General features: G+C 56.0%; 8 protein-coding genes. All 8 read right to left on the reverse strand.

The features are described 5' to 3' along the window. Positions 1–123: 123 nt before the first annotated feature. The 8 genes from IEY46_RS22550 to IEY46_RS22585 all read right to left on the reverse strand — a co-directional run bounded on the left by IEY46_RS22550 (position 124) and on the right by IEY46_RS22585 (position 15,739). On the reverse strand, positions 124–1,254 hold the full coding sequence (locus tag IEY46_RS22550; protein ID WP_188995252.1) for a sialidase family protein: 1,131 nt from the start codon (positions 1,252–1,254) through the stop codon (positions 124–126). Positions 1,255–1,288: 34 nt separating this feature from the next. Then, entirely contained in the window at positions 1,289–3,475 is a 2,187-nt protein-coding gene (locus tag IEY46_RS22555; RefSeq protein WP_188995253.1) for a glycoside hydrolase family 36 protein, read from the reverse strand. Between the two features lie 342 nt (positions 3,476–3,817). After that, a complete protein-coding gene (locus tag IEY46_RS22560) occupies positions 3,818–8,191 on the reverse strand; it encodes a fibronectin type III domain-containing protein (RefSeq protein ID WP_188995254.1) in 4,374 nt (1,457 codons plus the stop codon). 57 nt (positions 8,192–8,248) lie between these two features. Continuing rightward, positions 8,249–9,079, reverse strand: a complete 831-nt coding sequence (locus tag IEY46_RS22565) for a carbohydrate ABC transporter permease (protein WP_188995255.1) — start codon at positions 9,077–9,079, stop codon at positions 8,249–8,251. A gap of 2 nt (positions 9,080–9,081) precedes the next feature. Then, positions 9,082–9,993, reverse strand: coding sequence for a carbohydrate ABC transporter permease (locus IEY46_RS22570; protein WP_188995256.1), 912 nt, complete (start codon positions 9,991–9,993; stop codon positions 9,082–9,084). 29 nt (positions 9,994–10,022) lie between these two features. After that, positions 10,023–11,429: an ABC transporter substrate-binding protein gene (locus IEY46_RS22575; RefSeq protein WP_188995257.1), complete on the reverse strand. Its 1,407-nt coding sequence runs from the start codon at positions 11,427–11,429 to the stop codon at positions 10,023–10,025. 123 nt (positions 11,430–11,552) lie between these two features. Next, the gene (locus IEY46_RS22580; RefSeq protein ID WP_188995258.1) at positions 11,553–14,384 is read right to left on the reverse strand and encodes a sensor histidine kinase; all 2,832 of its coding nucleotides are present in this window, start codon (positions 14,382–14,384) and stop codon (positions 11,553–11,555) included. Next, positions 14,381–15,739 (reverse strand): response regulator, encoded by a 1,359-nt coding sequence (locus IEY46_RS22585; RefSeq protein WP_229750513.1) that lies wholly within the window; start codon positions 15,737–15,739, stop codon positions 14,381–14,383. Before IEY46_RS22585 ends, IEY46_RS22580 begins: the two co-directional genes overlap by 4 nt. Between the last annotated feature and the right edge of the window lie 213 nt (positions 15,740–15,952).

Consider the following 15,952-nt stretch of genomic DNA (forward strand, 5'->3'; position numbering starts at 1 on the left):
CATCTCCAAATGAAAACAGGCCGTTCTCTAAAGAGAATGACCTGTTTTCACTATTTCCAATTGAATAAACGATGCTGCTGGCGATGCTTTGCCTTTGCCGGATCTTGCGTCTATGTCCCTCTGTCAGAACGTACCGAGCCGGACCCGGATGACCGCCACCCGCTCCTTCCGGATGGAGAAGATAACGTAGAGGAAACCGTCATGGACGAGAGAATGCGGGTAGCCGTAATCTCCGCCCTTGTGCATCCCGGGAAATTTCGGTTCGAAGCTGTCATTGCCGAGTATAAAATGACGGTCGAACACATTCCCGTCCGCCGATAAGGAAAGGACCAGCGGATTGCGCCGCCCTCTTGGCTTCGGGTCGGGACATCCGACATAATAATAGCGTCCGTCCGGCAAACGGCCGAAGTGGAATTTCGTCCAGTTGTCGGTAAAATCCGTCTCTGCGGGGGGCGTCCAGGATGCCCCGCCATCCCGGCTTTCAGTTGCCCACAGCTTGTCCGCATTGCTCCTCAGCAGCATCCGGATCGTCCCGTCGTCCAGCTCGTACATGGACCCTTCGCACAGTCCGACCGGCCAGTCCATCCGCTCCTTCACGCTCCGGAACGATTCGGAATCGTCGCGAATCCCACCCTCCATGTCGGAAGGGTAGATTCCCGCCTGCTTCCAGCCTGCGAGTCCGGACGGATCGTCCGTATACGGAAACATGATGTTGCCGCTGATGACAAGCCTGCCGGAAGACAGCGCCGACGGACCGTGGTTCGGTACAATCGGCAAATTCATATCGAGCGGCGGGGTCCAGACCGCCCCGTCCGCTGTTGTCACCGCCCGCAAGCATGTGTCCATATGGCCTTCGTCACCGGGGGTGCGCCGCCCGTTCTGGATCACCTCGGGCTTGTATTCATATTGCCCGAAATAGGCGACCAGCCGTTCATCGCAGGTCTGGTGAAAACCGGCGGCCGTCAGGACCAGCTCGGAATGTTTGCCCATAAGCGAGTCTACGAGCGGGACCGGTTCGGACCAGCTGCGGAAATCGTCCGAGACCGAGAGCAGCACGCGCTGCCCCAGGTCGTCTTCGTTGACGCGGCCGTTCGACCAGATCGCATACAGCTTTCCCTGGAAATAAGCGAGATGCGGATGATGCGAATACTTCCAGTCCGATTCATGGACGGGCGTATACAGGTCCATGCATTCTACGTCCAACTTGGGCCGCTCAGCTGCCGGATCGTACCGGTTCGTGATCATGGCTTGCATATCATGCCTCCTTTGAAGTGATGCTTTATCCGCTTCACCCGCTGATATCGCGTTTGATTTCAAACAGCCTCGCCTGGTTCCGGCTCGGAAACCGTACGCTCAATGCTCCCTTGCGTTCGTTATAGAACGACTTCACCAGTCCGCAGCCGACCGGATACAGCATCTTGACGACTGCGGCCTGATTCGCCCAGCCAGGCAGCGGCAGCTCCATAACTTCGTCATGGCTGCCAAGCCGCCATACGGCCAGCAGCAGCCGCTCCCCTTCCTCGGAGGCCAGACCGACGCTCGCCCAGCCGTTGGCATCGCCGATCCGGGAGAAGCCGATCGGCCAGACTGGATAAGCATTTCTCACAAAAGAACGCTCGAGCTTTGCAAGGCCGACCGCTTCGGCGATCAGCGCGGTATTCCGCTCATCGGCCGCATCGATGCGCCCTGACAGATACAGCTGACCGCATAAACCGTTCACCAGGTTGAAGATTGTCTGCTCGCCGTCCGCCATCGACTCACGGTAGCTAGCAGTCTCAACGATTTCCGGCGCGTTATGGTTAGGATGCAGCAGCGGGTAGGGGTACGCCCAAATGCCGAGCTGCTCCGGCAGCACCGTTGCCAGACTGCCGCCCAGAATGCTCGGGCATCTCGTATAGATTTCCTGATCGGTGAAGCTCTGCAGATGAAAATGGCGCAGAATGCCGTAATCCTGTCTCATTGCGCCGGATGCGCAGTTCTCGAGGACGAGCGACGGATGTTTCTCCCGCACCTCGTCGATAAACGAATAGAAGGCGCGGGAATGCTGCAGCGTTCCGACTGCACCGGAGCCGCCGAAGCCGTCGGCGCCCGCTCCCACCGTGTCGTTGTAGTCGTTCTTAATGTAGCCTACGCCCATTGCAGCAAGCCGGTCGATGACGCCGTGCATGTAGTGACGGACCTCGGAGTTTTCGAAATTCAGAAACCAGCGCGAGCCTCCGCCGACCCGTCTGCCGTTTCGCATCAGAAACCAGGAATCGGGTTTGGAGCCAAGCTCCGCTTCCTCCCCGCATACTTCCATTTCCAGCCATATGCCGGGGATCATGCTGCGCTGCTCAATCTCGGCCAGCATGCCGCGCAAGCCTGCGGAACCGAACCGGTCCGGACTCTCCCGCCAGTCGCCCAGCCCCATCGACCAGTTCTCCTCCCGCGTCGCGAACCAGCCCGCATCGATACAGAAGCATTCTGCTCCTGCCCGGGATGCGGCTTCGATCAAGGGAAGGAGCCTCTCCGTCGTCGGATTTCCCCACAGCGTGTTCATGTAATCGTTATAAACGATCGGCAGCTCTTCGAGCGCCGTCGTCGGCTTGCAGGAATGGCGGCGGTATTTCGTCAGCTCGCGCACAGCGTCCCCGAACGAACCCTCGCAGCAGCCGAAAGCCACCGGTACCGTCTCGAACCGCTCGCCCGGCTGCAGCGGCTTCGCCCAGCCGCCGACCCGCTCATTGGCTCCGTCCGCGTAGAGATACAACGATCCATCCGGCCGATTCCAGGCGCTGCGATGGCCGATTTCGACATTCCAGTTGGACGAAGCCTCGATCTGCAAATACCAGACCTGGCTTGTCTCCATATCTTCAAGGACGATCATGGGCACGTAATGCGCGGTGCTGAAGCTGCCGATCGAGGAAAACGAGACGGTAGCCAATTCCGCATGGACGGAGGTCTGGAATAAGCCCAGGCTTTCCAAATCGTCGCTTCGCCACTGGCTCTCCCCTTCCCATGCGGTCCGGCAGTAGTGAACCTTCACTTTCTTCGGATCGTAACAGGGACGGCAGCCGCCCAGGGCGATTCCTTGCATATGGAGCGAGGACAGCTGCGTCAGCGTAATCGCTCCGTCCCCCTCGTTAATGGCTGCGGTGGTCTGGCGGATCATCGCCGTCCCGGGTATGAACGCCATGGATACCTCCACCGCAAGACCAAGCTTGTCATGCTTGTAGCGCGCAAACAATCCTTCGGCGGACGGCTCGAAGCGTTCCATCCGCATTTCCGCGAACAAAGCGGAATAGCCCGTAGCGCCAGCCGAACTCCGTCCCTGCGGGATGCCGGCGATGGCCGTCTGGAAATTGGGATAGGCGATACTGGCCTCGCCCAGTTCCAGCGGCTTAGGACTGATCGCCCGCTGCCACATGCCGTGATCCGTCTCCTCATACTGCAAATGCATGCCTTCGTGCTGGATCGTTTGATATTGTTTCGTCATGATCATCGCTCCTCGTCATCACTGGCTTTTGAAGTCCGGTGAATAAGAGGCGGAGCAGGCGGAAAACGATCTGGAGAAGCGTAGCGTTCGCCTTTGTATCCCGAATTTTACCCATAAAGATATCCAAATTCAAAAATTCAGGGGTACAAAAAGCGATCGAAAGACGTTTCCGCATGCGCAGCCTGATTTGATCACCGGACTTTTAGCGTGTGCCATTTTATTCCTAACGGATAAATTCGGGCTGCAAAGGCGAATACCCTTGGATTCGCAAGAAAAATCCGCTTCTTGATTGACAAACGAAAGGCCCATTCCCACTGGCAGGGATGGGCTTTCGAATCTGCGCTAAGGCACGTAAGTAATCGTCGGATTCCACAGCGTGCCGTCGTAGTCCAGCGTGACATGCTTGTCGACGATAAAATCGATCGCATCGCCTGCTTCGACGTTCGCGACAAGGTCATGATAATACGAGGATTCCGGATAGTTGCCCAGCTTCTCTCCGCCAATATAACGCGACCAGAGCTGCGAACCGTTCTTCCGGATGGTCGCGTCAACGCCGTCCCCGCCGGATGTCTGCTTCAAGACGCTGCCGGCGATGCGGATTTTACCGGCGAAAGGGGCCGTCCATTGACGCACGGCCACGCCCGAATTTTCGGGATGCTGCGCCGTCGCCGTGACTGAGCCGTAGGTGCCGAATATCCAATTCTGATATGCTGGATTCCAGCTCAGCGTACCATATGCCGTGCCGGAGAGGCTTTTGTAGCGCCACTGCTCCTTCCCCTGCATGCTGGAGAAGCCGTCGGATGCCCGATAGACGGGCCGTTCGTATGCGATGGAAGTCGCAACGTGAATGGAATCGAAATCCAGGGTAACATTCTTGTTGACCCGAATGTAGACGGCATCGTTCTTCTTCACCGTCACCGGTACGTCGATAACGTATCGGTTCGTATCGCTCCCGCCGATGCTGCGGCTCCAGTAGACGGTGTCATTCTTGAGCAGCGTGACGGTCACCCCGTCTCCGCCCGTGTCGGGATTTTGCGCATAACCCCGCACGCGGACCATGCCATCCGTATTCGCAACCCACTTCCGGACAGCGTCGTAGCCATTCTCCGGATGGAGCCGCAAGCCGTCCGCCTTTAAATATCCGCCGCCGGCATAGCTGCCGGCTGCAGGGTCCCATACCAGATCCGTGTAGGCTGTTCCATCCCATTTCTGGTAATACCACTGATTATGGCCCTGCACAGAGGAGAAATCGGCCTGCGATTGAAACGGCTGAACGAGCGTGATCTGCGGATTCCAGCTCACGGTGTCGGCTGCTTCGGTTCCGACCCGGTTCACCCGAAAAACAAGCCGGTCGCCGGGCTCGACCCATGTCCGAACGGCGGCATCGTGCCCGGTCGTATCGGTAGCGCCGATCGTCTGACTCCATAACGGCATCTCATTGATCAGAATCGTCGTCCTTACGCCGTCGCCGCCCGCTGCGCTTTTCTTCACCATGCCGGAGACCGTCACCTCCTGTCTGGCGGAAGCGATCCAGACCCGGGCGGAATCGGCCGACGTCGACGGAGCCGACGAATCCTCCGCGATCCATGCCCCGCCCCCGCTCCATCTGGCATTCGCGGCCGTATAGACCATATCCGCATATTTTAATCCGTCCCAATACCGGTAGTACCACTGGCCGCTTCCCTGGGTTTCCGAGAACGATACCGATGCCGATGCAGGCTGCGGCATGTAAGTGATCGCCGGATTGATCAAAAATTCATCGAAATAAGGATTGCTTTTCTTGTTCATCCGGATGTAGATGTTATCGCCCGCCTGGACGTAACGCGTCAGATCGAATCCGTTCACTTTTTTCCTGGAGCGATATTGGCTGTCCTCCCATAGTTTCTCGTCATTGTGCAGGATGGTCAACGTAACGCCGTCCGTCGCATTGAGATTGTAGCTGTCGGCGGAATCCGGCGTTTTCTCTTCCAGCCGGATCCACCCGGTTGTTGGCGCCGTCCATTGCAGAACAGCGTCATTGGAGGCTCCGGGCTCCATGCTGTAAGACGTAATAAGCGTTCCGGGATCCGACGGCAAATACCAGTACGTTCCGTTCGAGCTTAGATTTCCATAAGCCGTCCCGTTCCAATATTTGTACCGCCAACCGGCGTTTCCTTGCGTAAGCGAAAATTGCGACCCGAGGCTGCCGCCGGCAGGCTGGGTCCGGAACGTCAATACGGGACCTTCCGCCGCATTCCCGGCGATATCGTACGATCGCGCCCTTACATAATAGCGCGTATCGGGCAGCAGCTGCTTCAACGTTACCTGATGCTGCTTCGTGAAATTCAAGACGGCCGGCTCGTTTTTGCCGTATGCCGCCGTAACGCCGTAATCCGCCTCGGCGGACGCGGGCTCGTCGGTCGTCCAGCTGATTGCTGCCGAATCGCCCGAGAGGCTGACGACGGAGGCATCCGTAATGACCGGCGCAGCGGCATCGCCGGCATTTTTCACAATCACTTTCATCCCCTTGGCCGCGACGGTCCCGAAATTGGTGTCCGTGCCGCGTCCGTCAGCCATTGTATAATCGGGGGTGTCGGCATAGTCGACGCGATGGCCGCCGATCAATGCAGAGTAGGCCAGGAAAGAGCGTCCCGGATTGCTCGCCACCCAACCGTTGGTATCGAGCGTGTACGCCGTTCCATTGACCGTGACGCTCCAGTCGGCCGTCCCGAAGTTGAGATAAAGCTCGAGTCCATTGCCATAGGCGATATGGAGCTTCGCTTTCGTGAAGTCATACCCTTCCTTAAGCGCCTCGTCCAGGGTCCGATAAGCCGAGCCGTTCCAATATTGAATACTGTCAACGTTTGCGGCAGCATCCAGATATTGTTCCTGCAGCGCCTGCATCAGGTAATATTCCTTGCCCGCCAGATTATCCAGAATGTCCTGCGAGAAATAACCTTCGTCGCCGATGAAGCCCGTATGTCCGAAAGCGATGGACATAGCCCGGTAGTGATCCATCTCCGCAAGGGACGGGAGCGGATACGAAGCGCCGAAATAACGGGAACGATAACCCATTCCCTGATTGGCCATGAGCGGGCGGATCGTCTTCAGCTCGTAATCCACCATCATCTCCGCATCCTTATGACCGACTGCCTCCCTCTCCACGCCGTCGACATAACCGGCATAGGCCGTATCTCCGCGGAACAGCTGATTCGTTCCTTCCCCGAGCAGTGGCGCATCATAGATGGTTCGGATTCCGTCGTACAGCGATTTATTGCCGTTATAAGCCGCCCGCAGCGTGCGGGAATCGCCAGCGGAAGCATCCAGCGTGACCTGCTTCAAATAATCGGGCGCATAAGCCGGATTAACGTCCAGATAGGCTGCGTTCGGCGCATAGTTCGTGCGGATCGCGGCGGATTCCAGAGCGGAATAATCCTTCATCCGCTCTGCCCGGATCGCAAAGGATTGCACGCCCGTTACCGAATGCAGGAATCCGTCCCGGTAGGAGCCATCCGGGTTCTTCGCCAGCTTCGTCTGGTCGGCGGCAGTCCAGTATTTGTTCTCTGCGGCGACGGGATAGTTGTACCAATAATCCTCATGAAAAGCATACTTCCAGCCGTAGCTCTTCAGCGAGGCGACTAAATCATGCACCTCGGCCCCTGTACCGCGCATCGGATTGGCCGGATAATGCTCCGGCAAACCGCGGTCGTAATCGTGACGCTGCCACTGGTGATCGATCATCAGCAGATGATCCATCCTCCAATTGTTTTTGAGAAAATCGGCCCTGGCCAAAGCGGATTGCACAATCCCGCCGCCCAGCTGCCGCAGATCGCCCCCGTAGGCGCCGACGCCCCAGTAATCCCAGACGACTTTGTCCGTCAGATCGTCCCGGTGCGCGGATTTTGTTTTACTCGTGGCATAGATCGTGTCCAGCGCGCCGGAGCTGACCGTCACGTATACCGTTTCCGCCAGCGCATTAGTGCTTCCCGCACTGTTCTTGTCATAGTTCACGCGTGTGGACGACCAGGCAGAATCGGAAGCGTAGTTGGCGAATTGATCCGCGAACGAGGTCCCGCCGCTCTTGAATTTGTCCACGACCGTGCTCATGAAGTACGCATTGTCCACCATCATGAACGGCGCGTCCTCCGCGTAGGTCATCCGTTTGGGAACAACGTTCGGAGTGGCGTTCGTCCGGTCGAAGGCGAAGCCCGCGTAGTTATTACTGCCGCCCGCACCGCTCGAAGAGAGTCCGATGATCAGCGTCTGTCCCTTCAGCTTATACGTCATTGTCTTTGACGTGGAGATACCCTGGTACGTATCCGTACAGGAGATCGTTACCGTGCTTCCGGTCAGCGAATTCGTACAGGCGACGGTTGCCGCAGAAGCCAGCTGAAACGGAAGCAGTACCTCTCCCGCGGCATTGCGGTAGAGCGTCCCGCCCCAATAAACCGGATAAACCGCCGCATGGTCATTCAATTGCGCCTGAACGACGATCAATCCTTTCTGCGCATTGGGATCGTTAAGAGGCAGCTTGTACGTAACGACATCGCCCCCGCCCGATTCGGCGAACTGAAAAACGTATTCATTTCGGACGGCGTCATAGACTACGGTGGATGTGCCCGCAGCCCGGGTCCCCAGCGGCTCCAGGGAATCCGCATCGTAATCCGCATGCGCAATGCCGTTCATCATCATAAGAAACAACAACCCAAACGCGAGCCATGCACCGATTCGTTTCAACTGACCTTCGCCTCCCGATATTGTGGATACATGCCTCCATTCCGGTAGAGGCCTTCGCTACGACTTTATCGCACCTGTCATAATGCCGCTGATCAAGAACCGCTGGCCGAACAGAAACACGATCAGAATCGGCAGGACGAAGATGAGCAGCGCCGCCTGTTTCACTTGAAACAGGTCCACATTGGGCGAGGACGGCAGGATATAGCCGACCTGCATCAGCTGCGTGGAGAGCGGATATTGCCGCTCCTGCAAAAACATGAAGGGAGCCAGATAATCGCCGCCCCAGCTCGTGTTGAAGGACATGATTGCCGCTGTCGCAACGACCGGAATGGAGATCGGCATATAGATGCGCCAGATGATCGCAAACGTCGAGCAGCCGTCGATACGCGCCGCTTCATCCAGCTCTTTGGGCACATTCATGAAGAACTGCCGGTACAGGAAGATGATGAACGGACTGCCGCCCAGGCCCCCTATAATCCACGGCCAATAGGTGCCGAGCAGTCCATATTGCTTGAACAGGACAAGCTGCGGAATTTGCGTCACAGTTGGAGGAATCATCATCGTCGACAGGATGACCATGAACAATACGCCCTTGAGCTTGGCCTTCAACCGCGCGAAGGCGAAGGCGGAGAAGAAGCTCGTAAAGATCGGAATGCCTACGGAAATCAACGCGAGAATACATGAATTCCGAAAAAACGTCCAATACGGCTGCAAGGTGAATGCCAGACGGAAATTCTCAAGCGTCGGCCGCACGGGAAACCAGGTCATGCCTGTAAAGAGAGGCTGAAGCGAATTGACCGCCATCCAGTACAAAGGAAACGAGAAAACGAGCGCCAGCACCAGAAGTACGGCGTACCAGGTCAAGCGGGCAGCGGGATGTTGGTTCATGGTCAGCCTCCCCTCCGTTCGCCCGATTCATAATGAACCCACAGCCGGCTCGTGCCAAACACGATCAACGTGAGCAGGATCGTGATGATAAAAAGCACCCATAACAATGCCAGACCGTATGCGTACCGCTGGAACATGAAAATCTGCTGGAACGTATGAACCAGATACAGATAGATCGGCCGGATCGGAACGCCCATCAATCCTCCGTTTGAGGACAGAAGCGTAGCCTGGGCGAAAATCTGCAGAGAGCCGATAATGCCGAAGACGAGATTGAAAAAGATAACGGGTGTCATCAGCGGGATGGTGATAAGCCGGAATCGCCTGAACGCCCCGGCCCCGTCGATGGCCGCCGCCTCGTACAGCTCCGGCGAGATGCCCTTAAGGCCGGCCAGATAGATGATGATGCCTCCTCCGCAGCCCCAGCTGAGCAGAATAAGCAGCGACATTGCGGCATGGTCGTATCCGAGCCAATTGATCGGCTGAAGGCCGATCCAGCTGAGAAAATCGTTCAGCACGCCTGTCGTCGCAAACAGCTGCTTCCACATCAATCCGACCGCCGTGATCGGCAGAATCGCCGGGAGATAATAAAGCGACCGGAAGAAACCGATCGCTTTGAATTTGTTGTTCAACAATACGGCGATCAGGAATCCGAAAACCGTACTGAAGAGCACGTTCAAAGATCCGATGGCGAAGGAGCGCCCTAGCGCGTACATCGCGTCGCTGTCCAAAAAAACATTATTGTAGTTGCGCAGGCCGACATATCTCACATTCCCGTAGTTGAACCCCGCAAAATTGGTAAAGCTCAAGTAAAGCCCGTAAAGCAATGGATAGAGAGACATGAATAAAAACACGATGAGCCATGGAAATACCAGCATATAAAATTCCCGGCTCTCTCTGCGCGCTGCCTTCCCCATAGAAGCCAGTCATCCTTCCTTGTGCATCGTCATTTCACACCGACGATATCCTTGTTCTCGCGGATTTGAATTTTCACTTCTTTCGCGATTTTGTCGATCGCGCCGTCCACCGTGTCTTTGTCGAAATAGACAGGCGTCATATATTTGTCGAGCAGCGTGCTGAAAGCCGTAGCCGATATATACGGATTATAAGGAAGCGTGGAGAGCTGCTTCAGATCATCCGTAATGACGGCGTAGGTTTGCTTGTCGAAGTTCGTTTCCCTTGGAAGGAGCTCGACCTTGGACTTGAAGCCGGGCAGTCCCCAGCCGCTTTTGGCACGCTCATCCGCCGGCTTGCCGCCGTAGAACCATTCGAATACCGTCCAGGCTTCCTCCGGATGTTTGGTTTTGCTGTAGATAATGCCGCCTGTGCCGCTGCGCGTCGCTTCCACGCGCTTGCCTCCGCTCATGACGGGTGCAGGAAGCATGATAAAATCGTCGAGATGACTTTTCGTCAGTTCATTGCTTCTCAGCAGACCGCTGAACCAGTACCCGACAATCATCATGCCAAGCTTGTTCTGCGAGAACAAATCGATAAAATTGGCGGCATCGGAGTTCAGCGAGCTCGGTCCGACCGGTTTTTTCACCGCATCAACCCAATATTGGACGATCCGCTTGGCCTCGGGCGAATCCAGCACAATTTCGTTGTTGTCGGGGGTATAGAGCGATTGACCGAGAGAGGCAAGCTGCGCAAGCATGAGATCCTGATTAAGCCCAATCCCGCCGGCCAGCGGATCGTACAAGCCCCACTGCGTGACCTTATCCCCTTCTTTGACCGTCAGCTTCGCCGCGTATTCCATTACCTGCTCCCAGGTCAGCGATTCCTTGTCGCTTGGAATCGGAATACCGGCTGCCTCGAACAGCTTCTTGTTGATGAACAGGTTGAAGTCCGGCGCCCAATCCTTGGGGAAACCGTAAATATCGCCTTTGCCCGAGCTCTGCCCATCCCACCGAAAAATATTGGTCGTGTCAAGCAAGTCGTCCGCTATGAAATAATCGCTGCGATCAAAGTACGGCTGCAGATTAAGGGCAAATCCGCGACTGGCGTAGAACGGAAATTCGCTGGCTCCCATCAACCGGAAAATGTCCGGTGTCGTGTCGGAATCCGCTGCGATCTGGCCCATCAATTTATTGAAATCGGTATCGACCCGCTCCAGGTCGATGTTCGGATGCTCGGCCTCGAATGATTCAATCTGCTCCTTGGATATTTCCCCTTCGGCCAGATGAATCCGAATCGTCACTTTCTTCCCAGCCTGGGTCCCTCCTTCGGACGCCGTTCTTTCCTTATTGGTACCGGTGCCGGGCTCAGGCGACGTATTATTGCCGCTGCAGCCGGCAAGCGCCAGCGAGAAAACCAGCAGCAGCGCCACGATTGGATACATTCGTTTTTTGGACACGATTTTGTGCTCCCCCTATTGGTCGTAGTTGATCCGGACTGCGGCCGCAATTCCTAGCTTAACTGTAGCAAGGGCGCCTCCTGCCCTCAAGGTGACAAAATTCACCGCTTTCTATCGTTTTATTCATTCCGTCTGCGGGATCGTCAGCCGGATTGCCGTTCCCTCGAACCATTCGCTTTCGATTTCCATCCCTGCTGCCCCGTCATAGAGCAGCCGCAGCCTTTGGAATACATTATTCAGCCCGATACCGGTACCGCCGCCAGCGTCCGCCGTTTCCGCTTTCTTCCCGCCTGGCGGGCTGTGCTCCCACTGCTCCGTAATTGAAGCCAGCCGCTGCGGCTCAATGCCCATGCCATCGTCTCTCACCGATAGCGTCAGCTCGCCCTCGTTCAGTGAAGCGTCGATCCAGACGGTCCCGCTGCGGATTGAGTTCAGAAATCCATGTGTAATGGCGTTCTCGACCAGGGGCTGGAGAATGAATTTGATCGTCCGGCATTGAAGCGCGGCTTCGGAAACGTTCCATTCGACCGTGAATTTATTTTTGAACCGGAATTCCTGGATGGCGATGTAGTTCCGCGTATGCCGGATTTCCTCTTCAAGAGTCACGTAATTGCCCTCCTGACCGATGCTGTAGCGAAACAGATCGGCCAGTGCATAGATCATGAAGCTTGCCTCTTCTTCGCCCGCCCCCCGCGAGCGCATGCCAATGCTCTGCAGTGTGTTGTACAGAAAATGGGGATTGATTTGCAGCTGCAGCATGTTCAGCTCGGCCTGTATTTTGAGCGACAGCAGTTCTTGCTGTTTCATCCGGCTGAGACTGTTTTCCTCCGCAATACGGATATTCTCCTCCATCAGCCCGTTAATCCGTGCCAGCATCCGGTTATAATTGTCGATCAGCTCGCCGATCTCGTCCCGGCCCGTCCCCCCGTGAATGATACGCCGGTCCATCTTCACTTCCTCGATTTGATGCTCCATGGCCAGTTTCAGATGCTCCAGCGAACGAAGCAGCCATCTTGACAATCCATAAGCGAGCAGCATGGCGATTGCCACGCTTGCGATAATCACGCCCGCATAGCTGATGATCAGCTCCTGCTGCTTCTTGTCCACGTCATTCGTCGACTCTATCAAATAAGTGCTCCAGCTCCATTCCCCGTCCATATAAAGATGCGCTACGCCGCGAAGTCCGTTCATCCCGGCGAATTGCTGCGCATCCGGCGTGGTCCCTTTAACTGCCGCCGCTCTTGCAGCCGTCTTCCGGAATGCGTCGTTTTGAAAAAGCAAATTTCCATCCGCATCCAAGGTTGCCGTGTAGACCTCATTCTGCGGCAAAACCGATTGGAAAGCCGACTGGGCAAAAACAATCTGGATATATCCGATGGGCCGGGATGACGGAGTGCGGTTGTCGTACACGGCTTTGACGAGGGAGACGGTCGCCTGATTATAAAGATCTTTTCCGTTCGTGAGCCAGATTGCCCCGTTGGCCCCGTCGATCCGTTCCCTCGTTGCTCCGTCCAGTGACAGATAATTGAAGGACTCGGAGTTTTGGTTGGAGTAGACACGCGTACCGAGCAGATTGTACAGGACAAAATACGAGGAATCATTAATTCCCGAATACTGGAGAAACGAAATATCCGGCACTTGCGGCAGCCCCGACACCCCGCCCATGCTCTGATTGATCAGCTGAAGGATAAACGTTTGATTGAGCGACAATTTCCGGATCAGATCCTCGTAGATTACAGCCTGACGGCGAATATTCAGCCCGACCTGGTCCGCATATGGATCGAAGGCCGGCTTCATTTGCTGAACCGCGAAGGCGCTCAGAAATTGATGATAGGCAAAACCGGAGGAAACGGCCGGAAAACATACGGCGGCGAAAAATAAAACAACCAGCTTTTTCTGCAGGGAAAGCGGGGGCAGCAGACGCTTCCTCCCGTCGTCCTTGCGCAAATACTGCAGCGGAAACAGCAAATGCTGCTTTGTCATCCGGTGCGACAGCTTGCGGAACGGCAGGATCAGATAATGCGAGAAGAGCAAGGTGACGACGAAGGTCATAATCGCGACAACAACGAAGAAGATCACATATTTTAGCAAGAAACTCTCTTTATTGGATTCCATCTCCGCTCTTCTATGCGTATACATCGTCAGCTTCATGCCGGAAACATCGATCGTTTTCTCCAGAAGCGCGACATCGCCGCCAGCGAGCGGCGGGGTGCGGCCGATGCTGCGCCCCTCGTGATCCGTTAAGGCGAACGAGGCATTGGAATCGGCATGGACCAGTGAGCCAAGCAGGTTCTCCTTCAAAACCATTATTACGACAAACGATTTTGGCGTACTCTCGAAAACTCCCCCGTTCAGGATGACGCGGCCCTCCAGGGTTTGCGCCAGCTTGCGGATATCCGCCGCCTGCCCCGGCGACATCGCCGGAGAAATTTGAAGGCGGCCCGTCAGATCGCCGGGCGCAAATACAACAGGCCGATTTCTCGTATACTGCAGAATCGGAAGCAGATTGGAGGAGGTCAGGTCGTCGATGGTCGGTGCGGATTCGTCCGACATCCGGTCCTGGCCCGAGCGGATAACGACGCTTTTCTGAAACGTGAAATTGCCCAGAATATAGATCGTATCGATAAGGCTGTCGGATATGCGGATTTGCTCCAGCACAGCGTTCGCTTTATCCGTGTGCCTGGCGACGGATTCGGCATCCTGAAACCCCAAATAGGATTGGGCGTATTCGCCCAGCTCGCTGGACTGCAGAAAACTGAGCATGGAGGTCAATTGATTGAAATAGGTCGCAACATTGTGGCTGGCGGAATCGAGCAGCTTGGCACGGGTCTGGTCCTCGATATCGCGGTCCATCCGCTGAGCCCCCAGTATCCCCATAACAACCAGGACGATTTGGGTGCACAGCGAGAGCCCGACGGCTGCCGCGATGATCCGTTTCCGATGGGTCCAATTCAATGCTCCCCCTCCTCCGCATTCCCTTGCATGGATCGGAATTCATGCGGCGTATGCCCGTTGTGCTTGCGGAACAGATCGACGAAATAGGCAGGCGTGGAGTAGCCGACCATCTCCGATATTTCGTAGACCTTGAACGAGGAATGCCGCAGCAGCTGGACCGCCCGCTCCATCCGGCGGGTCGTCAAATAGTGAATGTAGTTTTTCCCCGTTGTTTTGCGAAACAGCGAGCTCAAATAGTTGGGATTGCAATGAATATGCTCCGCTACGTCCTGCAGCGAAATGGACCGTTCGAAATTGGCGTCGATAAACCGCTTCGCATCTTCAATCATGCTGGCTGAGGCAGCCTCTCTCACAGGAATACCCCATCCGTTGTCGGCAGAATGAGCAAGCTCGCTCTCCCGCCCCTGTGACAGAACCAAAGGTACAACAAGCGAAGCTCCTTTGCCCGTTTCCGCGCTCAGAGCATCGTTAACGGTACGGCGGGACAGATGAACCTGCGCGAGATCGCTAACGATGGGTCCGATGCCGTAGGAGACCGTCGACATAATCAGTCCCTGAAAACGCTTTATATTCTCCGCAATGGCAGCCGCCGCTTTTTCCGCCTCCATCGATGTTCCCGCTTCCGATTTGTCCAGAAGGCTGCGGTCAGCGCATAATAAACTGCATCTTCCCGTGACCGGATCGATCCAGTGATAGCCATGTCCCGCCCCATCCCACATCTCTGTCAAAATATTGCTGAGCGCAAACAGGATCAAGTCCCACACGCGGTCTGAATAATAATGGGGCTGCTCCTCCCTGCGGTCGATCCGCAGCATCCAGACGGCGTAACGCCCGCCCTCCGGCATCATCTCGCTCTCCGAGCAGCCTTCCTCGATTTCATCCTGTGTCAATCGCTGGAAAAGCAGCCGCTGCATGAAACGCTGGCGCAGAAAATGCGCAGAAAGCTTCGCTTTTCGTTCCAGGGCCGCCGTCCGGATCTCGATCAGCCGCTTGTCGTCCAGCTCGCGTACAATCCGTCCGAACGTTTCGTCAATGTCCGCCCTGCTTACCGGCTTGAGCAAATAATCGGAGACGCCGTACCGTATCCCTTGGCGGGCGTACTGAAAATCGTTGTAACCGGACAGAATGACAATTTTCATATAAGGAAACCGTTGAACGATTTGGTGAATCAGCTCAAAGCCGTCCATGAAGGGCATCCGGATATCGGTGAGTAAAATATCCGCTGGCTCGCTGAACAATCGCTGACAGGCAATCAAGCCGTTCTCGCAGCTCCCGGCTGCGCGAATGCCCATTCCTTCCCAATCGTGGGCCTCAAGCCCTCTGCGGATTTCTTCTTCATCGTCTACAATCAGCATGTTATACACCGCAATCACCGCCTTGTCGAATTGGGGAACGTTTAGGGCACAATCGGCTGCGACCCTGGAATGGACCGCTTCCGCGCCGGATCATTTTGCCGCACAGGCTCCGCGGCGTTTGTGTCCCTTTTCGACAAATTCCCGCCGTTTCCTTCCCGCAGCGGACGCGGCAACCCCGCGGAGGGGAAACTTCTTCATTTTCCGATACAAACT

Origin of the sequence: Paenibacillus nasutitermitis, from assembly GCF_014641075.1 — a bacterium.
In the GTDB taxonomy this organism is placed as follows: domain Bacteria; phylum Bacillota; class Bacilli; order Paenibacillales; family Paenibacillaceae; genus Paenibacillus_Z; species Paenibacillus_Z nasutitermitis.